Here is a 19,177-nt window from a genome sequence, read left to right as displayed (position 1 = left end):
TGCGGTCTTTCGACGAGCCCGCAGCGAGATGACAGGAACGAGCGAATGGGACGTGCTGGCGAGACATTGGGAGGGAGCCGGCGGCGACGGGGGTCGATCGCCACCGCGCTGCTCGTCATGCTCGCCTTTCTGGCGGGCGACCTCTTGGTGCATTCCTCGCCCGCACAGGCCCAGCAGCGGCCGCGAACCATCCTCGACATGCTGTTCGGCGGCGGCGAGCGCCGCCAGCCCTACCGCGTGGTGCCGCGCTATTCCAAGCCGCCCGCCCGGGCCGCGTCTCCCGGGCCCGCCCGCCGCAAGACGCGCGCCCGCAAATCGGCGCCGAAGCCTGTCGTCGCCGCTCCCGCCACGCCGGAAAAGTCAAAAGACGCCAAGACCGTTCTCGTGGTCGGCGACTTTCTCGCCGCCTCGCTCGCCAGCGGCCTGAAGGATGCTTATGGCGACAACGAAGGCGTCAGCGTCAAGTCGGCCGTCAGCGGCTCGTCCGGCCTCGTTCGCCAGGATCATTACGACTGGAGCAAGGAGCTCGGGCCGCTGATCGATGCGGACAAGCCGGCCGTCGTCGTGGTGATGCTCGGCGCCAACGACCGCCAGCCGATCGACGGGCCATCCGGCAAGGTCAGCGTCCGCTCGCCGGAGTGGAACGCCGAATATGAACGGCGCGTGGACGAGATCGCCGGCATCGTCGAAAAGAGCAAGGTGCCGCTCGTGTGGGTCGGCGCGCCGCCGTTCAAATTCGATCGGATGAGCGAGGACATGGTCTATCTCAACGATCTCTACCGGCAGGCCGCCCAGAAGGTCTCCGGCGAATATGTCGATGTGTGGGAGGGGTTCGTCGACGAGACCGACGGCTTCATCTACAGCGGGCCGGGCGTCGATGGCCAGACCGTCCAGCTGCGCAATTCGGACGGCATCTCGATGACCGATGCGGGCGACGACAAGCTTGCCTTCTTCGCCAAGAAGGCGATCGACCGCTTCGTCTCGGCGGATGGGCCCGTCGCGCTCGGCGGCCAGCCCGACGGGATGCAGCTGCCGCCCCTCGCCAATGCCGCGACGGCTGTGCGCTCGCCGCCGGTCGCGCTCGACGACCCCTCGCTCGACGGCGGTGAATCTCTGCTCGGCGGCAACGCGACGAGGATCGGCATGACGCTGGAAGCCTCCCCACGCGACAAGCTTGTCCTGACCGGGCGCGGCACCGGCCATGTCGATGGCCGGGCCGACGATTTTGCCTGGAACGACAAGTCCGGCGCCGTCGCCTCGGACGACCAGCCGGTGGCCTATCGCGGATCCATCGACCTGAAGAAGGTTCGCAAGGAACAGGGCATCAAGCCGCCCGAGGCGATGCCGACCATCCTCGACGCCATCATGGACGACTGGTCGAACGACAATCAGGCAGCCAAAGGCGACAAGTAGCTCCGCCTGCAGCCGAGCAGGATCAGCCTGGACCTTGCTTTGCCGCGACGCGGCGGAGCTGGCCCGTGATCCTGTCAGGTCCCGGGCCGGCATCGCCTATCGCGGCAAGGTGGTCTTGCCCATCAGCTGAAGGTCGATGGATCGTGCCGCCTGGCGTCCCTCGCGGATCGCCCAGACCACCAGCGACTGGCCACGCCGCGCATCGCCGGCGGCATAGACCTTATCGAGCGAGGTCAGATAGCGCTCGTCGTCCGCCGCGATCGAGACGTTGCCGCGCCGGTCCGTGCGGGTCTTCAGGGCGTCGCCCGCATCGGCGAGGAAACCGGTGGCGAGCGGGCCTGCAAAGCCGATGGCGATGAAGGCGAGATCGGCCTTGATGACGAATTCGGTCCCGGCGATCGGCTTGCGGCTTTCGTCCACCTCGGCGCATTTGACGCCCGCGAGCGCGCCGTCCTCGCCGATGAATTCCAGCGTCGCGATCTGAAACTCGCGAACCGCGCCCTCGGCCTGGCTAGAGGACGTGCGCATTTTCGTTGCCCAGTACGGCCAGACGGTGAGCTTGTCCTCGGTTTCGGGCGGCTGCGGACGGATGTCGAGCTGGGTGACCTTCACCGCCCCCTGCCGGAACGCCGTTCCCACGCAGTCGGACGCCGTGTCACCGCCGCCAACGACGACGACATGCTTGCCGCCGGCCCAGATCTCCTCCGCGGGCCAGCCGCTGCTCCGGATGCCTTCGCCGCCCACGCGGCGGTTCTGCTGCACGAGGTAAGGCATCGCATCGTAGACGCCGGTCAGCCCCTCCTGCGGAATGCCGCTGTCGCGCGGGGTCTCCGAGCCGCCGCAGAACAGCACGGCGTCATACTCGCCCTGGAGCTCCTCGACCGTCTTGTCGACGCCGACATTGACGCCGCAATGGAAGGTCACACCCTCCTGGCGCATCTGATCGACGCGCTTGTCGATCCAGTGCTTTTCCATCTTGAAGTCGGGAATTCCGTAGCGCATCAGGCCGCCCGGCTGCGATTCGCGCTCGAAGACGTCGACGTCGTGACCGGCGCGGCCGAGCTGCTGGGCGGCGGCGAGGCCGGCCGGGCCCGAGCCGATCACCGCGACGCGCTTGCCGCTCTTCTGCGCGGCCGGCTGCGGCCGGATCAGGCCGAGCTTGTAGGCCTTGTCGGCGATCGCCTGCTCGACGGTCTTGATCGCGACCGGCGTGTCCTCGAGATTCAGCGTGCAGGCTTCCTCGCAGGGCGCAGGGCAGATGCGGCCGGTGAATTCGGGGAAGTTGTTGGTCGAATGGAGATTGCGGATCGCCGTCTCCCAGTCGCCCTGATAGACCAGATCGTTCCAGTCCGGGATCTGGTTGTGAATCGGGCAGCCCGTCGGTCCGTGGCAATAGGGAATGCCGCAATCCATGCAGCGGGCCGCCTGCTTGCCGACCTCCTCGTCGGACATCGGCAGAGTGAATTCACGGAAATGGCGAATCCGGTCGGAGGCCGGCTGATATTTGTGGGTCTGCCGATCGATTTCGAGAAATCCGGTCACCTTGCCCATGCGCACCCCCAACTTTCGTCGCTTCCTGAGCGCCGTTCGTGCCGCGCCGCGTTCGCGGCCCGCATCGCACGAATGCTGCGGCGCATACACCATAACTGTCTTGTTTTTGTTAGGACAGCCCTACTGCCCCATCCTGGCGGTATCGGCAAGCCCCATCACTGACGACAAGATGCCTTATTCCTTTTCCAGGCCCTTGTAGCAAGGAGGGCGGCCTCCGCGGCAAACTGCAGGACGGTGAACCAGAAAGCTCTGGCGCTGTGACGGCGTCACACCTGTCGTTGTCCTTGGAGCCGGTCGAAGCGCATGCGGCCTGCCGATCGGCGATGCGGGCAAAATCCGCGGTAGGCACCAGACGGAAAACCCCGGAGCCGCGCGGGCACCGGGGTTTGGGAAAGACGTCACGGCGCTTGGCCTCGATCAGAAGCAGACCTTGACGCGCTTGAACCGGAAGATCGGATGGCCAACTTTCGAGTACCCGACGAAGACCTTCTTCTTGATGATCTTGCAGTGGCTGTAGCCGAAGCCCTTGCCGGAGAAGTGCGTGTGATGGCCATGGCCGAAACCGACCTTGAAGCCGTGGGCCTGGGCGCCGCCCATGGTCGCGCCGGCGACGACGGCGGTGGTGGCGAGGGCGAGGATGGTCTTGCGAAGCATGGGGGCAGTCCTTTTTCGATCGGGGCCATTTGTCGTGGCCCGGGGTTGGGGTCCTCGGCGGCTCGTCCCGTCCGCCGATGTGATGACCCTAAAGGCACCCCCTCCCCGCTTCAGTGACCGAGGTCACAGGCGCGGCAGGCAGACGATTTGACCTGAGCGAGCATCCCCCTGCCCCGACAGCCGCGGTCATCGTGACTTCGTCTTGCACAACTCCTATGCTGGGATGACGAAACCTGCCGTTGAAAGGACGCACTGCCGTGGCCGACGCAGCCAGACCGAACGACAAGATGGCCGCCCTTGCCGGCTGCATGGTGTTCGAGGCGGTCAGCGAAGCGACTCGCGAGGAACTTTCGGCCCATGCCTATTCGAAGACCTTCGCCGCCGGCGAGCTGATCTTCTCGGCCGGCGATCCCGGCCAGACGATGATGGCGATCGTGAAGGGCTCGGTGCGCATCGCCATCGTCACCTCGACCGCGCGGGACGTCGTCTTGAAGGACTGCCACCAGGGCGAAGTCTTCGGCGAGGTCGCCCTCTTCGACGGCGGATACCGCTCGGCCGACGCTCGCGCGCTCACCAATGTCGAAGTCCTCGTTCTCGAACGGCGGGACGTACTCGCCGTCCTCGGCCGCCATCCCGAAGGCGCGCTGCGGCTTCTGGAGCTCCTGTGCGCCAGGCTCCGCCGATCCGACGAGCGGATGCAGGAACTGGCGTTTCTCGACATCGCCACGCGGCTTGCGCGGGCGCTTCTGCGCATCCTGGAGGAGCCCGCCCATGCGAGCGCGAGGCGTCCGGTGCGGCTCTCGCTCTCCCAGAGCGAACTCGGCAACATGATCGGCAGCGCGCGGGAAAACGTCAATCGCTGCCTGAAGGGCTGGCAGCGACAGGAGATCGTCGATCTCAAGGACGGCTGGCTGATCATCCGCGACGAAAAGAGCCTCAGGCTGCTCGCGGATATGGAGTAGCCGCAACTTCACGGGCTTCGCTGCATCTTAACGGAATGTGTCGGTGCCGGCCGGATCGCTTTGCTCGAAACGCCGTTTCGTGTCACCATATCGTCATGGCGGGCGGCGTTGGCCGGCCGCCGATCCGGAAAGACAGGGGACGTCTTGACGCAATCTTCCGTGAACGACACCGGTCTTGCGACCAGCCGGTCATCCGCCGATCTCGTTGCATTTCCGACCAGAAACGCACGCGCCGCGGTCGTTTCCTTCGACAGGCGGGAACTTTCGGCAATCCTGAAGGTCTACGGCCAGATGGTCGCCAGCGGCGAGTGGCGGGACTATGCCATCGACATGCTCAAGGATCGCGCGGTCTTCTCGGTCTTCCGTCGCACGAGCGAGATGCCGCTCTACCGCATCGTCAAGGATCCCAAGCTCGCCCGCCGTCAGGGCGCCTATCAGGTGGTCGCGGCAGGCGGCCTCGTGATGAAACGCGGCCACGACCTCAATGCCGTCCTCAAGGTCTTCGACCGCGAACTGCGCCTCGCCGACAAGGGCTGAGGGACGATCTCCCATCGCGGTCGTCAGACTATAGCCGGCTAACGAAATGCGGCCGGATTTTGCACCTGTGGATCGCTCGGTCCCGCAATAGATGTCTGCGCTCATAGAGCAGACCGGGACGAATTGATGGCGAAGCCGACCGCAAACAAATCCAGCGACGCGATGGCCGACAGGCTCGGGCTCCGGGCGACCGCTCCAAGGGAGATTCCGAAGCCCGGCTGGAAGAACATCCTGCTTCGCGTGTTCTCGGAGATCTCCAACGACCGGGTGCTGCTCGTGGCGGCCGGTGTAACCTATTATCTCCTCCTCGCCATGGTCCCGGCGATGGCAGCCTTCGTGTCGGTCTACGGCCTCGTCGCCGACCCGTCGACGGTACAGCAGCATATTTCGGCGCTTTCGACGCTGCTTCCCGGCGGCGCGGTCCAGATCGTCGACGAGCAGCTGACACGCCTGACCAGCGCCGCGAACGGAACGCTCGGCCTGTCGCTTGTCCTGTCGGTCGCCATCTCGCTTTGGAGCGCCAATGCCGGCGTGAAGGCGCTCTTCGAAGCGATGAACGTCGCCTATGACGAGCGAGAAGAACGCTCCTTCATCAAGCTGACGCTGATCACCTTCGCCTTCACCCTGTGTCTCATGGCGTCCGCAATGACGATGATCGCGCTGACGGTCGTCCTGCCGATCGTTCTCAATTTCGTCGGCCTTGGCGAGGGGACCGAATGGGCCATCACGGGAGCCAGCATTCTCGCGACGCTCGCTCTGGTGACGCTCGGCATTTCTGCGCTCTACCGCTGGGGCCCGTGCCGCGCCAATGCCAGATGGCGCTGGATCACGCCGGGCGCCATCCTGTCCGTCGTCGTGATCGGCATCGTCTCGTTGCTGTTCTCCTGGTACACGGCGAATTTCGGATCCTACGACGCGACCTACGGTTCGCTCGGCGCACTGATCGGCATGATGACCTGGATGTGGCTGACGGTGATCATCCTCATCGTCGGCGGCGAGCTCAACTCGGAGATGGAGCATCAGACCGCCCGCGACACCACGACCGGGCCGGAGCAGCCGATGGGCGAGCGCGGCGCCACCATGGCCGATCGGGTGGCCGATGCCTCGGTCGCGGGGGGCCGGCTCTATGTTGAGAAGGACCCCTCGCTGAAGAAAGAGATCGACGCGCTCTACGATGGAGCCGGATACCGGCACCGGCAGCGCGACCAGTGGATCGCCGCCGCGGTGCCCGCCGCCATCGCGCTCGTTGCCGTGGCCGGGCTGTCGCGGTCCGGCCGCCGGGGCTGATCGCGGCAGCCTCAGTCGGACGATGGCAGAGCGGTGAAGTCGCCCGGATAGGCGGTCTTGTCGGGAATGGTCTGCGCCCCTTCCCCGAGCGGCCGCTGCATCAGGACGGTATCGACCCAACGGCCGAATTTCAGCCCCGTCGCCGGCATCGTCCCGATCATCTGAAAGCCGAGCTTCCCGTGCAGGCGCACCGAGCCGTGATTGTCCGAACCACCGATGACCGCCAGCATCTGGCGGAAACCGAGCCGCTCGCATTCCTCGATCAATCGGGTCAGAAGCGCCGTGCCGACGCGCCGCCCTCGCGCCTCCGGCGCCAGATAGATCGAATCCTCGACGAACCAGTTATAGGCGGGACGAACCCGAAACGTGCCGGCATAGGCGTAGCCGATCACCGCGCCGTCGTGATCCTCGGCGACGAGATAGGGATAGTGCTTCGCCTTCAAGTCGAGGAAGCGGCGCCTCATCTCCGCCTCGTCAGGCGGGGCCAGCTCGTAGGTTGCCGTACCGGTCTCGACCTCATGCGCATAGATGGCGGTGATCGACCGCAGATCAGCCTCTTCGGCGGGACGAAGCACATAGGCGCCGGCCATGGGAATTCCTTTTCACAAGGCCCCAAGCACTGCGGCCAGGGGCGAATCGTTCCGACATTCCATCCCGCTGGATGCATTCCTGCAACGTTTTCGCAGCATTTTTGCCCATAGTTGACCGCATTCGGACCATTCGCCCATTGCGGCGCCTTCCATCATGGGCATAAGCCCTCGGTTCAATTGCCCGTGCGAAGGCGCTACACAACCCAACGAGCAGCGACGGGACGAAGGCGTGAGTCAGAAAAAGAAGAAGAAGCTTTCGATTGTCCTGCCGGAGCAGCGCGGGCTGGTGATTGGCCTCATCCGGCGCATCATGCGCGAGAACGGCCACCTTTTCGTGCGGCAATATGCGATCGCCATCGCCTGTCTGGTGGTCGGGTCGGGCTGCACGGCGTTCCTCGCCTGGATCATGCGCGACGTGATCGACAAGATCTTCGTCCAGCAGAACCGCGCGGCGATCTTCACCCTGCCGGCCATCGTCTTCGTGACATTCGCGATCCGCGGCATCACCAGCTACGGACAGGCCGTCGTCCTGGCGCGGATCGGCAACAACATCGTCGCGCGCTATCAGCGCCGGCTGTTTGCCCACATCACCGAACTATCGGTGGATTTCTTCGCCGAGAACCGCTCGGCCCATCTCGCCGCCCGGATCAACCAGAACGTCTCCGGCATTCGCGACACTTTGAACCTCACCGTCACGTCGCTGGCGCGCGACGCTTTGAGCCTCGTCTTCCTCATACTGGTGATGATCTGGCAGGATCCGGTGCTTTCGGGCATCGCGCTTCTCGCCGGCCCGCCGATCGTCCTGATGATCGGCAAGCTCGCCCGCAAGCTGCGCGCTGCCACGCGCCAGGCGATCGACATCAATGCCCGGGTGCTCGCGTCCATGCAGGAAGCTGCACAAGGCATCACCGTGGTGAAGGCCTTCACCATGGAAGCCCCGCTGCGCGAACGCATCGAGCGGCTGATCCTGAAGGCCGAGGAGCGCTCCAACAAGATCGCCGGCATCACCGAACGCACCAGCCCCGTGACCGAGATGGTCGCAGGCCTCGCGATCGCGGGCGTCATCGGCTATTCGGGCTACCGCGCTGTGGTCTACGGCTATTCGCCGGGCTCGATGTTCGCCTTCATCACGGCGCTGCTTCTGGCCTATGATCCGGCGCGGCGCCTCGCCAAGCTGCAGGTGCAGCTCGAGCGCGCGCTCGTCAACGCCTCGATGATCTACGAAATCCTCGACATGGAGCCGCGCCAGCCCGATGCTCCCGGCGCAAAGACCCTGACCACCCAGCGCGCCGAGATCGCGTTCAACGACGTCACCTTCGGTTATTACTCCGGCGAGCCGGTGCTTCGCAGCCTCTCCTTCGTCGCGCCGGCCGGCAAGACGACGGCGTTGATCGGCGCCTCCGGCGGCGGCAAATCGACCATCGTCGCTCTCCTCCAGCGATTCTATGACGTTCAGGAGGGATCGATCACCGTCGACGGCGAGGACATCCGCAACGTGACCAAGCGCTCCCTGCGCTCCAAGATCGCTTATGTCCCGCAGGCGCCCTATCTCTTCGAGGGCACGATCCGGGAGAACATCCGCCTCGGCCGGCCCGACGCCACGGACGAGGAGATCGAGGACGCCGCCCGCCAGGCCCAGGCCGAGGAGTTCATCCTCGCCGCGCCGCAGGGCTACGACACCCCGGTCGGCGAAAACGGCATGACCCTATCGGGCGGCCAGCGCCAGCGTCTTTCGATCGCCCGGGCGCTCGTTCGCAACGCCCCGATCCTGCTTCTCGACGAGGCGACCTCGGCCCTCGACACGCGCTCCGAAACCCTCGTCCAGGCAGCGCTCGATGCAGCGATGAAGAACCGCACCGTCATTGTCGTCGCCCATCGCCTGTCGACCATCACCAATGCCGACCAGATCCTCGTCATCGACGGCGGCCAGATCGCCGAACGCGGCACCCATCAGGACCTCGTCGATCGCGATGGCGGGCTCTATGCCCGGTTCTACGGGCTGCAGGCCGGTGGCAGTCGCCGCTCGGCCGATCTCGCCGAGGCCAGAGGCTGAGCGCGCCTGGCCCGCCAAACGAACGCCCTGACGGCGGAACGGATTGACCAATCCGCCGGGTGGACCGTAGTAGCGCAAAGCTCGATGCGTCGCCGCGTGAAAGGAAAACCATGAAGCTCGTCGTTCTGGGAGCCGCCGGCCGGATGGGCCGCACGCTCGTCAAGGTCATCGCCGAGACGCAGGGCGCGACGCTCCACGCCGCGATCGAGCGCGACGGCTCGCCGGCGCTGGGAAGCGATGCGGGCCTGATGGCCGGGATTGGCGAGAATGGCGTGACGATCGGAAGCGACATCGACGCCGCGATCGACGGTGCGGATGGAATTATCGACTTCACCGCCCCCGCCGTCTCCGTCGAAATGGCGCGGCACGCGGCCGACAAAGGCCTCGTCCATGTCGTCGGCACCACCGGCTTCGAGGCGCAGGACGACGACGCCATCGGCAACGCCGCCAACTCCGGCGCAACCATCGTCAAATCCGGAAATATGAGCCTCGGCGTCAATCTCCTCGCCGTCCTCGTCGAACAGGCGGCCAGGGCGCTCGGCCCGGACGCCTTCGACATCGAGGTGCTGGAGATGCATCACAAGCACAAGGTCGACGCCCCCTCCGGCACCGCGCTCCTCCTCGGCGAGGCGGCGGCCAAGGGCCGTGGCATCGCTCTTTCGGATCACGCCGTGCGCGTCCGCGACGGGATCACCGGTCCGCGCGAGGAAGGCACGATCGGCTTTGCCACCCTGCGCGGCGGCTCGGTGGTCGGCGAACATTCGGTGATCCTCGCCGGCGAGGGCGAACGGATCGAGCTGTCGCATCTCGCCGGCGACCGGGCGATCTTCGCCAGGGGCGCCGTGCGCGCCGCCCTGTGGGCGAAGGACAAGCCGGCCGGGCTTTATTCCATGCGCGACGTTCTCGGCCTGAACGCCTGATGGCGGGCGGCACGGGGCCTCGACGCATGTCACGCCCCGCGAAGTCGCATGACGCGCCGCGACTTGGGGCCCGCGCGCCCTAAACTTTAGTTTCGAAGCTTCGATCGAAAGGCACCCTCGATGTCCCGCATTCTCGTTCTCGTGCGCCACGGCCAAAGTGAGTGGAATCTCAAGAACCTCTTCACCGGCTGGAAAGACCCCGACCTGACGGAAAAGGGCGTGGAAGAGGCGAAATCCGCAGGCGTCAAGCTCAAGGCGGAAGGCTTTACCTTCGACACCGCCTTCACCAGCCAGTTGTCCAGAGCTCAGCGCACGCTCGACCTGATGCTGACGGAGCTGGGCCAGACCGGGCTTTCGATCACCCGTGACGTCGCCCTGAACGAGCGCGACTATGGCGACCTCGCAGGCCTCAACAAGGACGACGCCCGGGAAAAATGGGGCGAGGAGCAGGTGCATGTCTGGCGCCGCTCCTACGACACGCCGCCTCCCGGCGGCGAGAGCCTGAAGGATACGGGCGCGCGGGTCTGGCCCTATTACATTCACGAGATCCTGCCGAAGGTCATGGCCGGCGGCACCGTCCTCGTCGCCGCCCACGGCAATTCCCTGCGCTCGCTGGTGATGGCGCTGGACGGGATGACGCCCGACGAGATCGTCGGCGAGGAAATCGCGACGGGCGTGCCCATCATCTACCGCCTGAATGCCGACACTACGGTTGCGGAGAAGCGGGTTCTCAAGGACTGAAGCCGGCCCGCAAGGATCGTTTGAGCAGGCATCGAGCGTCTGCCAAGCCGGCGAGCGGTCGGACGGATCCTCCCCGTCGTCGTCGGCGGCTCTCACCTCGTATCAAAAGCGTGGGCTCATGCCCCCAGTCTTCGTCATCCCGGCCCCCGAGCCGGGATCCATTCCTCGGCGTCGAAGCGGCTTTTCGTTTCAGAAAAATCAGAGCGCCGGGCGAAAAAGTGGAATCCGGTTTTTCGTTAAGCCGGCGCGCCAAATAGAATAATCTACAGCATCGGGCGATGCGAAGTTATCGCCCGATGCTGTAGTGCGTTGGATGTCGAACTGCGCGGCGGGGTCAGCGGTTTGGAATGGATCCCGGGTCAAGCCCGGGATGACGAGGCGTTGATGCTATGCCCGCTGTGCCCCCGGCACGCCATCGACCGGCTGGGACGAAGCATCGCGGGTGACGCCGGCTCTGGTCCGCCCCATCTTTCTCGGCGATGGCAAGACGACCTTCCGACCGCGCGGCCGGTCCTCCCCTGCCCTCTGGCACCTCATCGGTACCCGAGACATGCTGGCTGTGCGAACGCCCTCTCGGCCGCCGCGTCGAGTGGCATCATCCGCTGCCGAAGAGCCGCGGCGGCAGAAAGACCGTCCCGGTCCATCCCATCTGCCACCGGACGCTGCACGCCACCTTCACCAATCTGGAACTCGCCCGCATCGCGGCCGCGGGTGACGACATTCGTCAGGCATCGGCCTTGCGCCCCTTCCTCGACTGGATTGCCGGCAAGCCGCCGGATTTTCACGCGCCGACGAAGAGGCGGAAATAGACCCCGAGGCGAAGCCGCAACCCCGGCGCCGCGGCCTATGGAGGGCAGCCGGCGCTTGTGCTAGCGTTCTGCAAAACAACGTGGAGCCAACTCGTGACGGCCGGCACGACACGCAAGGTCAGTTTGTCCCCGGAGCAGGCGGCTTTCATCGACCGGCTGGTGGCCTCCGGTGCGTATGCAAGCGCGGACGACGTCATCCGGGACGGGCTGCGCACCCTTGAGGAACGGGACGGCAAGATCGAGCGCTGGCTGCGCGATGAGGTGGCCGGAAGCTATGATCGGTGGCAGGCCGATCAGAATGGCTTCCTGACGCCTGAAGAGATGGCCGAACGGGCACGCTGCCGCGACGCGGCAGGCTCGACCGGAAGCAGGTGAAGCGAAGGAGCGTCATCTACGCTCCAGAGGCCGCCGACGATCTCGACTGGATCTACGGCACCATCGCGGCTGCTGCGAGCCCGGTCGTCGCCGAAGGGTACGACCTGCGGATTCGGACCTTCTGCGAAAGCCTCGAATATGGCGCCGAACGCGGTTCGCTTCGAACTGATATCCGTCCGGGCCTGCGCGTCATCGGCTTCGAGCGACGCGTCGCCGTGGCCTTCCTCGTCGAGCCTGACCGAGTAGTGATCCTGCGCATCCTTTACGGCGGCGCCGATCTCGGTCTCTGACCGTCCGCTCATCGCCCATCAAACGAAAGGCGCCCACCGCATCATGCGGCAGGCGCCCTGCAATCGTTGACCGTCGGCAATCTGCCGACCGGGAGCCGCAACCCGCGTCCGGTGGGACGCGAGGGGCAGGCGCCTCAGCGCGCGGCGGCTTCCTCGCAGGCCTGGACGTGCTTTTCCAAGGCTTCGTTCGGCAAGAAGCCCGCGATCGAGCGTATGTCCCGCTTTTCGAACTTCGGCATCTTCTGCAGTTCCTGCAACCGCGTGATCATCTGTGCTCGGCTCATGCCTTTGTCCTTTCGTCTTGCCGCCCCGGCCTCATGCCGATCGGCGGCCATTGCAAGAGACCCTGTGACGTCATGTCAGGCGGCGCGGACGCTCGCCGTCGCCGGGATCTCGATGTCGACCTCGAGGGTCGAGACGTTCTCGCCCCTTTGCGTGGAGACGGTCACCTTGTCCTCGTCGAGCTGGACATGGCGGGCGATCACGGCAAGGATTTCCTCGCGCAACAGCCCGACAAGGTCGGCGTGCCCGACCTGGGCCCGCTCATGGGCGAGCAGAACCTGCAGACGCTCGCGCGCCATCGGCGCGGTATTCCGCCGATTGAGAAAGCTGAAGAGGCTCATGCAGCCCTCCGACCGAAGAGCTTGTTGATGAAGCCGCGACGCTCGCCCGGGATGGTCATCGGCACCTGCTCGCCGGCGAGACGGCGGGCCGCGTCGCGATAGGCGAGCGAGGGGGCGCAGCCGGCGTCGTTGATCGTCACCGGGGCGCCGAGATTCGATGCCCGCAGAACGTCCATGGATTCGGGGATGATGCCGAGCAGCGGGATCGACAGGATCTCCAGGACGTCGTCGACCTTGAGCATGTCGCCGCGCTCGGCCCGGGCCGGGTCGTAGCGGGTGAGCAGGAGGTGCTTCTCCATGCGCTCGCCGTTTTCCGCCTTCTTGGTCTTGGCGTCGAGGAGGCCGATGATGCGGTCGGAATCGCGGACCGAGGACACTTCCGGGTTGGTCACGACGACGGCGGCATCGGCATGGCGCATGGCAAGCGTCGCGCCGCGCTCGATCCCGGCGGGCGAATCGCAGATGATCCAGTCGAAGCTCTGGCGCAGCTCGTCGATCACCTTCTCGACGCCCTCGGCGGTCAGATTGTCCTTGTCGCGGGTCTGGGAGGCCGGCAGGAGGTGCAGCGTATCGAGCCGCTTGTCGCGGATCAGCGCCTGGGTGAGCTTGGCGTCTCCCTGAACGACGTTGATCAGGTCGTAGACCACCCGCCGCTCGGCGCCCATGACGAGGTCGAGGTTCCTGAGGCCGACGTCGAAGTCGACGACCACCGTCTTCTCGCCCCGCTGGGCAAGCGCCGCCCCGAGGGCGGCGGTGGACGTCGTCTTGCCGACGCCGCCCTTGCCCGATGTCACCACGATCACTTTCGCCATGTCAGTCTCCTGCTTCTGCCCGGCCTGTCATGGCCTCAGGCCAGCCTTTCGGCCTTGATGGTGTCGCCTTCGAGCCAGACCGTGACGGGCTGGCCCCGATGTTTGGGGTCCATGTCGTCGGGCATCTTGTAGAGCCCGTCGATCGCCAGAAGCTCCGCTTCCAGCTTGCTGCAGAAAATCCGCGCCGTCGCATTGCCGATGGAGCCGGCGAGGGCCCTGCCGCGCAGGGTGCCGTAGATGTGGATCGAACCGCCCGCGACGACCTCCGCCCCCGAGGCGACCGAACCCAGAATTGTCACGTCGCCTTCGGGAAAGACGATCGACTGGCCGGAGCGCACCGGTTCGGCAATGACGATGGAGGAAACGGCGCGCGGCGCTTCGGCCCGCGGCTCGGGCTTCTTGTCCGCCTTGTCGTCGGATGCCGCGGCCGCCGCTCCCGTCTGCGCGGCGGGCGCCGCCGAGGCTTCGGGCTCGATGTCGCCGGCGGGCCGCCCGCCCTTCATCAAGGGCGGCATGTTGGCACCGATCAGCGAGCCACGCGCCCCTTCGAGGCCCATGACGCGAACGCCGCGCTCGCCAAGCTCGCCGAGAAGGTCCTTCAGATCGGCCTGGGTGATGTCGAGGCCTTCGAGATCGAGAACGATCGGGCGACCGAGAAAGAAACCGGTCGACCGGGCCGCAAGATCGTCGAGCCGCTCCAGCCAGTTCGAGAAGGGCAATTCGGGCGACAGCACCAGCGCCAGAAAGGAGCGTCCCTTCAGACGAATCGGGCGGGTGTCGGTCAGCGTCTTTGCAGTCGTCTTTGTCATGGTGCGCCGGGCTGGGGTCCAAAGGTTCGGTTGCGGATGGGGTGAACCGGTTAACAAGAATTAACCACGGGAGTTTGCGCCGGGCTGACTCGAATCGGGCGCGCCCCCATCCGTCGCTCGTGCAGCCAGCGAAAGGCGGCGGCGTGGTGAAATTGAGACCTTTGGAAGACAGATCGATCGATGCGGCGGATTGAACTTTTGCGGTTGATCGATGAAAACGAACGAACTGCTGCATGGAAACACCCTCCTCATGACCCTCGAACAGCTCCGCATCTTCCTCGCCGTGGCCGAGCGCCAGCACGTGACCCGCGCGGCGCAGATGCTGAACCTCACCCAGTCCGCCGTCTCGGCGGCCGTAGCGGCGCTGGAAGCCAGGCATGTCGTGACCCTGTTCGACCGCATCGGCCGGCGCATCGAGCTGACCGAGGCCGGCCGGGCCTTCGTTCCCGAAGCACGGGCGATCCTCGACCGGGTCGAGACGGCGTCACTGATGCTGCAGGATCTGTCCGAACGGACCAGCGGCCGCGTCCGGATCGCCGCCAGCCAGACGGTTGCGAGCTATTGGCTGCCCGGCCCGCTGATGGGATTTCACGAGCGCTTCCCCGATGTCGAGATGACGCTTTCGGTCGCGAACACCGCCCAGGTCGTGGAGCGGCTGATCGAGGGTGCCGTCGATGTCGGTGTCGTTGAAGGCGCCGTCGAGGCCGGCGAAGTCGAGGAAATCGTCGTCGGGACTGACGATCTCGTCGTGGTCTGCGCGCCGGACCACCCGTTTACCGAAGGGCGCGCCCTCTCACCGGCCGAATTCGGCGAGACGTCGTGGATCCTGCGCGAAGAGGGGTCGGGGACGCGATCGGAATTTGAAGCCTGGTTCGGCGCCTTCGGCGGTCGCTTCGACGATCTGAAGGTCATGCTGGAACTGCCGTCGAACGAGGCGGTGCTCGCCGCCGTGGCGGCCGGCAAGAGCGCCAGCGTCGTCTCCGCCCAGGCCGCCGCCCCCAACGTCGCGCTCGGCCGCATCGTCGCCATTCCGCTTGCCGGCGCGAAGCGCAGCTTCTCCGCGCTCACCCACAGCCGGCGCCATCGAACCAAAGCCGTCACCGCCTTGCTCGGCTATCTGTCGAATTTCGGCAAAGCATGAATGGGCCGAGCCTGCGTCGCCGCGGAACGAAGACGATGAGGCGTCGGTAAAGTCTCTGAAGGCACCCGCACCGCCGCCGGGACATCGTCGCGCCAATCCGCTCCACCTGCTCTCGCACGGGCGGCAGCGGCCGGAAGCGGATGCTACTCTTGCAGCTGTTCCACCAGCTCGACCCGCCGGTTCAGTTGGCGGCCTGCATCGTTGCCGTTCGAGGCGAGCGGCACCAGCGGCCCGACGCCGCCGGAACGAAGACGGCCCGCATCGATCCCATGGTCCTCGACCAGCGCTTTGACGATGGCGGCGGCGCGCTCCTCAGACAGCTTCATGTTCATCTCGAACCCGCCAGTGTCGTCGGTATGGCCGACGATGTAGAAGCCCCCTTCGCGCGTGTTCAGGACGTCGGCGATGGTCTGCAACGAGCCGGCCGACGAGGGCCGGATCACCGCGCTTCCGGTATCGAACTGGACGCCACAGAGAACCGCCTTGCCGGCTTCCTCGATTTCGCCGACGAGCGCTTCGGCACTGACTTCGACCGACCCTTCCGCCATGGCGGCGCTCGTCGCTTCCTCCATGAGATAGCGCGGCTGGTTGCGGCTGATGGTGAGGGCAAAGACGGTTTCCTGGCCGTCCCTGCTGCGTTTGGCCGAGAGGTAGTGGCCGGGAAACACCGTGACCTGTTGGGCGGCGTAACCAAAGCCGCGTTCACCGAGCCGATTTTTCTCCTGCAAGGCGTTCAGGGCCTTTTCCGCGTTGGAGAATTGCGGAATCTCGGCATTGACGAGGATCTCGAAGCCCGCCTCATCGAGCGCCCGCTCGAAACTGCGCCGTATTTCGATCGCCGCCTTGCCCTTCGGCCACGCATAGAGAGCGGAGCGGACCTGCCCCTCGATCTCGGCGCTTTCGGCCGCCTTCCCTTCAAGGAGGGTAAAGTAGTTCAGAACGTCGAAATCGACGGCAAACGGCCTGTTGACCTGCTCGGAATCCGCAAAGGGGCGCACGACCGTCCCCTCCTGGGCGGCAGCGGTCCATGTCTCGAAGACGATGAAGACGGCGGCGATCATGATCATCTTGAACGACATTTCTCTGCATCCTTCGACAGGAGGGAGGGAAATCATCGGTGACCGACAGTTTCGATCATGCCACAGAATAACCTTCGGCACTATACCGTCTGGATGCTTGGGTGCCGGGATGCGAGCGGATGCAGACGTGTTCCATTTGTTGTCCGGAAGCCGGGCCGCTCTCCCCCGACTCTCTCCTGACCGACAAATCGGTGCCCGACTCGTTGTGACGCGCCGGTCTCGCGAGCGATGCGATCGATGGCGACTGCGGCGCAGCCCCCATCGATCGTTCGGCGTCACTCGGCAGGCTGGGCCTGCGCCTCGCCTTGCGCCTCATCGCTGGTCACGACCGAGCCGACGAAACGGACGACGAGGACGGCGGCCAGCATGGTCAGCGGCAGCGTGATCCACCAGGGCACCCCGAATCCGGTCGGCACCAGACCGATGGCGATGGAGAGCGCGCCGACGGTCAGCGCGTAGGGGATCTGCGTGCGCACGTGGTCGATGTGGTCGGAACCAGCCGAGACCGACGAGATCACCGTCGTGTCCGAGATCGGCGAGCAGTGATCGCCCCAGACGCTGCCGGCGAGGATCGTGCCGACGGTCGCATAGAGGATGTAGGCGTGCTCCTGATCGGCGATGCCGCCATTTTCCATCAGGCTCCAGATCAGCGGGATCGCGAGCGGCATGAGGATGCCCATGGTGCCCCAGCTGGTTCCCACCGCGAAGGAGACGGCGGCGGACAGGAGGAACAGGAGCGCCGGCAGATATTGCGGGGCGATCGTGTCGCCGAGCACCGAGACGAGATAGGCTGCGGTGTGGAGATCTTCGGCCATGGCCGAGAGGGACCAGGCGAGCGTCAGGATGATCATCACGAACAGCACCGACTTCAGCCCGTCGAACCAGGAAGCGACGATCTCCTTCATCGGCATCAGCCCTTGGACCAGCGTCAGCCCGCCGGCGGTCAGGACGCCGAGAAGGCCCGCCCAGACGAGAGCCTTGTTGCCTTCGGCCGAGCCGATGATCTCCCGGATCGTGTCGCCCTCGCCGGTCACGTAGAGGCCGGCCGCCACGGTGACGATCAGCACCGCGATCGGCAGAAGGGCGTTGATGGAGCGCTGGGTGACGCCCTCCTTCAGCCACAGCTCGCCGCCCTCTTCCGTTTCGTCGTCACCCTCCTGGTCCGAGCTTGCGACCTTTGCCGCCTGGCGGGTCACGTGGCCCTCCTCAGCCGCCCGCCGCTCGGCCTTCAGCATCGGGCCGAAGTCGCGCCCCATCGCGGCGATCGACACGACGAAGACCAGGGCGACGATGGGATAGAAGTTGTAGGGCAAGGCGTTGAGGAAGATCGAATAGGCGCTTTCCTGAAAGCCGATCGCGCCGATCGAATCCTCGATCAGGCCGAGCTGATAGCCGATCCAGGTCGAGATGATGGCGATCGACGCGAGCGGCGCGGCGGTCGAATCGACGATATAGGCGAGCTTCTCGCGGCTGATGCGCATGCGGTCCGTCACCGGCCGCATGGTGTTGCCGACGATCAGGCTGTTGGCATAGGTGGAAAAGAAGATCGCAAAACCGAGGCCGTTGGTCGCAAGTTGGGTGCGGCGGCGATTGGAGGCGAAGGAGGCGATGCGATCGGCGATCGCATGGGCGCCGCCATTGCGATAGATGATGCCGATCATGCCGCCCATCATCAGCGTGAAGACCACCACCTGCATGTGGCTCTTGGAACCGTCCGGCGGCACCAGCGCCTCGAGGATGTAGACCTGGATGGTATCGAGCAGGCCGTACCAGATGCCCGGCAGCGAGAGGCCGTAGGTCATCCAGGCACCGAGCGCGACGCCCAGAAACAGGGAGGGGACGACCTGGCGCGTCACCAGCGCGATGATGATCGCCGAGAGCGCCGGGATCAGCGACAGCCAGCCCCAGATGATCGGCACCTCGGCTTCCTGGCTCGTCTGGCCGCCGGCAACGAGCGCCAGCGTCGCATTCTCGCCCGTGGCGGTGATGTCCTTGATCGTCGAGGTGAATCCGAGCCCGTCCTCATTCGCCTCGAAGGTGTCCGGCGCAGCTTCGTACCGCTCACCTCCCACCTCGATCGCCACGGGCTCCTGCGGCCGGATGTTGGACTTCACATCCTGCTCGAACGGGATCCCGCCCAAGATGACTTTCGGCGGCTCGAAAGACAGCTCCAACGGCGCATCGCTTGCCGAGGAACCGCCCGAAGAGCCCTCGTCCTGCGCCGACGCGGACGTCGCGCCCAGAACAGCGAAGAAGAGCATGATGAAGCGGAGAAGAAGTCGCCTGAGCGTCAAGTCCGCAACGGCGGAGCTGATGTGGTGTCGGCCGAAGGGGCGGAGATGCGATGCGGGTTGCGACATGCGATCGGCTCCTCAGTCAAAATGAAATGCGACTTCCGACACACCACGACTAACCGTCGAGGCACTACGACGCCTTGTCCGCTAGCCATGTCATCGTCGCACCTCTGAGATGCTAAGACGCGCGGACATATTGTCGACACCAAACCGTCAAGATTCTGCAATTTCAGACTG

20 protein-coding genes are annotated in these 19,177 nt (G+C 65.5%); 11 read left to right on the top strand and 9 right to left on the bottom strand.

Going from position 1 to position 19,177, the window contains the following annotated elements; translation table 11 throughout:
- The first annotated feature begins 45 nt into the window (after positions 1-45).
- Entirely contained in the window at positions 46-1,413 is a 1,368-nt protein-coding gene (locus J6595_RS08370; RefSeq protein WP_209594003.1) for an SGNH/GDSL hydrolase family protein, read from the top strand.
- 96 nt (positions 1,414-1,509) lie between these two features.
- On the opposite strand, the gene J6595_RS08365 is transcribed toward J6595_RS08370, so the two are convergent.
- Together J6595_RS08365 and J6595_RS08360 are read right to left on the bottom strand one after the other, a co-directional pair.
- Entirely contained in the window at positions 1,510-2,964 is a 1,455-nt protein-coding gene (locus tag J6595_RS08365) for a glutamate synthase subunit beta (protein ID WP_209594002.1), read from the bottom strand.
- A 417-nt stretch (positions 2,965-3,381) separates the two neighbouring features.
- Positions 3,382-3,618 (bottom strand): hypothetical protein, encoded by a 237-nt coding sequence (locus J6595_RS08360; RefSeq protein ID WP_209594001.1) that lies wholly within the window; start codon positions 3,616-3,618, stop codon positions 3,382-3,384.
- A 257-nt stretch (positions 3,619-3,875) separates the two neighbouring features.
- On the opposite strand from J6595_RS08360, the gene J6595_RS08355 reads away from it, so the two are divergent.
- The 3 genes from J6595_RS08355 (at position 3,876) to J6595_RS08345 (ending at position 6,404) form a co-directional block, all read left to right on the top strand.
- On the top strand, positions 3,876-4,580 hold the full coding sequence (locus tag J6595_RS08355; protein ID WP_342453133.1) for a Crp/Fnr family transcriptional regulator: 705 nt from the start codon (positions 3,876-3,878) through the stop codon (positions 4,578-4,580).
- A 144-nt stretch (positions 4,581-4,724) separates the two neighbouring features.
- Entirely contained in the window at positions 4,725-5,117 is a 393-nt protein-coding gene (locus tag J6595_RS08350) for a DUF2794 domain-containing protein (protein ID WP_245197708.1), read from the top strand.
- 126 nt (positions 5,118-5,243) lie between these two features.
- Positions 5,244-6,404 (top strand): YihY/virulence factor BrkB family protein, encoded by a 1,161-nt coding sequence (locus J6595_RS08345; RefSeq protein WP_209593999.1) that lies wholly within the window; start codon positions 5,244-5,246, stop codon positions 6,402-6,404.
- A gap of 11 nt (positions 6,405-6,415) precedes the next feature.
- Here J6595_RS08345 and J6595_RS08340 read toward each other — a convergent pair whose 3' ends face one another.
- On the bottom strand, positions 6,416-6,994 hold the full coding sequence (locus tag J6595_RS08340) for a GNAT family N-acetyltransferase (protein WP_209593998.1): 579 nt from the start codon (positions 6,992-6,994) through the stop codon (positions 6,416-6,418).
- A 154-nt stretch (positions 6,995-7,148) separates the two neighbouring features.
- Between J6595_RS08340 and J6595_RS08335 the strand changes: the two genes are divergently transcribed.
- The 6 genes from J6595_RS08335 to J6595_RS08310 all read left to right on the top strand — a co-directional run bounded on the left by J6595_RS08335 (position 7,149) and on the right by J6595_RS08310 (position 12,182).
- Entirely contained in the window at positions 7,149-9,047 is a 1,899-nt protein-coding gene (locus J6595_RS08335) for an ABC transporter ATP-binding protein (protein ID WP_209593997.1), read from the top strand.
- 110 nt (positions 9,048-9,157) lie between these two features.
- Positions 9,158-9,967, top strand: a complete 810-nt coding sequence (gene dapB, locus J6595_RS08330; protein ID WP_209593996.1) for a 4-hydroxy-tetrahydrodipicolinate reductase — start codon at positions 9,158-9,160, stop codon at positions 9,965-9,967.
- A gap of 120 nt (positions 9,968-10,087) precedes the next feature.
- A complete protein-coding gene (locus J6595_RS08325; RefSeq protein WP_209593995.1) occupies positions 10,088-10,708 on the top strand; it encodes a 2,3-bisphosphoglycerate-dependent phosphoglycerate mutase in 621 nt (206 codons plus the stop codon).
- A 479-nt stretch (positions 10,709-11,187) separates the two neighbouring features.
- Positions 11,188-11,517, top strand: a complete 330-nt coding sequence (locus J6595_RS08320) for an HNH endonuclease (protein WP_245197707.1) — start codon at positions 11,188-11,190, stop codon at positions 11,515-11,517.
- Between the two features lie 93 nt (positions 11,518-11,610).
- Positions 11,611-11,892, top strand: a complete 282-nt coding sequence (locus J6595_RS08315) for a type II toxin-antitoxin system ParD family antitoxin (RefSeq protein WP_209593994.1) — start codon at positions 11,611-11,613, stop codon at positions 11,890-11,892.
- Positions 11,889-12,182, top strand: coding sequence for a type II toxin-antitoxin system RelE/ParE family toxin (locus J6595_RS08310; protein ID WP_209593993.1), 294 nt, complete (start codon positions 11,889-11,891; stop codon positions 12,180-12,182). The genes J6595_RS08315 and J6595_RS08310 overlap by 4 nt, the downstream gene beginning before the upstream one ends.
- A gap of 134 nt (positions 12,183-12,316) precedes the next feature.
- Here J6595_RS08310 and J6595_RS08305 read toward each other — a convergent pair whose 3' ends face one another.
- The 4 genes from J6595_RS08305 to minC form a co-directional block, all read right to left on the bottom strand.
- Positions 12,317-12,466 carry a hypothetical protein gene (locus tag J6595_RS08305; protein ID WP_209593992.1) on the bottom strand — a complete coding sequence of 50 codons (150 nt, stop codon included), beginning with the start codon at positions 12,464-12,466 and terminating at the stop codon, positions 12,317-12,319.
- Positions 12,467-12,541: 75 nt separating this feature from the next.
- On the bottom strand, positions 12,542-12,805 hold the full coding sequence (gene minE, locus J6595_RS08300) for a cell division topological specificity factor MinE (RefSeq protein WP_209593991.1): 264 nt from the start codon (positions 12,803-12,805) through the stop codon (positions 12,542-12,544).
- On the bottom strand, positions 12,802-13,617 hold the full coding sequence (minD, locus tag J6595_RS08295; RefSeq protein WP_209593990.1) for a septum site-determining protein MinD: 816 nt from the start codon (positions 13,615-13,617) through the stop codon (positions 12,802-12,804). Before minD ends, minE begins: the two co-directional genes overlap by 4 nt.
- A gap of 35 nt (positions 13,618-13,652) precedes the next feature.
- Positions 13,653-14,426 carry a septum site-determining protein MinC gene (minC, locus tag J6595_RS08290; protein WP_209593989.1) on the bottom strand — a complete coding sequence of 258 codons (774 nt, stop codon included), beginning with the start codon at positions 14,424-14,426 and terminating at the stop codon, positions 13,653-13,655.
- A 211-nt stretch (positions 14,427-14,637) separates the two neighbouring features.
- Here minC and J6595_RS08285 point away from each other — a divergent pair, with 211 nt between their 5' ends.
- A complete protein-coding gene (locus J6595_RS08285; RefSeq protein WP_245197706.1) occupies positions 14,638-15,567 on the top strand; it encodes a LysR substrate-binding domain-containing protein in 930 nt (309 codons plus the stop codon).
- A gap of 143 nt (positions 15,568-15,710) precedes the next feature.
- Here the strand turns inward: J6595_RS08285 and J6595_RS08280 are convergent, their stop codons facing one another.
- Both J6595_RS08280 and J6595_RS08275 read right to left on the bottom strand, forming a co-directional pair.
- Positions 15,711-16,646: an OmpA family protein gene (locus J6595_RS08280; RefSeq protein ID WP_209593988.1), complete on the bottom strand. Its 936-nt coding sequence runs from the start codon at positions 16,644-16,646 to the stop codon at positions 15,711-15,713.
- A gap of 275 nt (positions 16,647-16,921) precedes the next feature.
- Positions 16,922-18,787 (bottom strand): Na+/H+ antiporter NhaC family protein, encoded by a 1,866-nt coding sequence (locus tag J6595_RS08275; protein ID WP_209593987.1) that lies wholly within the window; start codon positions 18,785-18,787, stop codon positions 16,922-16,924.
- Between the last annotated feature and the right edge of the window lie 390 nt (positions 18,788-19,177).

The sequence above is a fragment of the Jiella mangrovi genome, from assembly GCF_017815135.1.
GTDB classification, from domain to species: Bacteria; Pseudomonadota; Alphaproteobacteria; order Rhizobiales; family Rhizobiaceae; genus Jiella; species Jiella mangrovi.
Note: the sequence above shows the minus strand (reverse complement) of the source record. Positions and strands in the feature narration are given on the sequence as shown.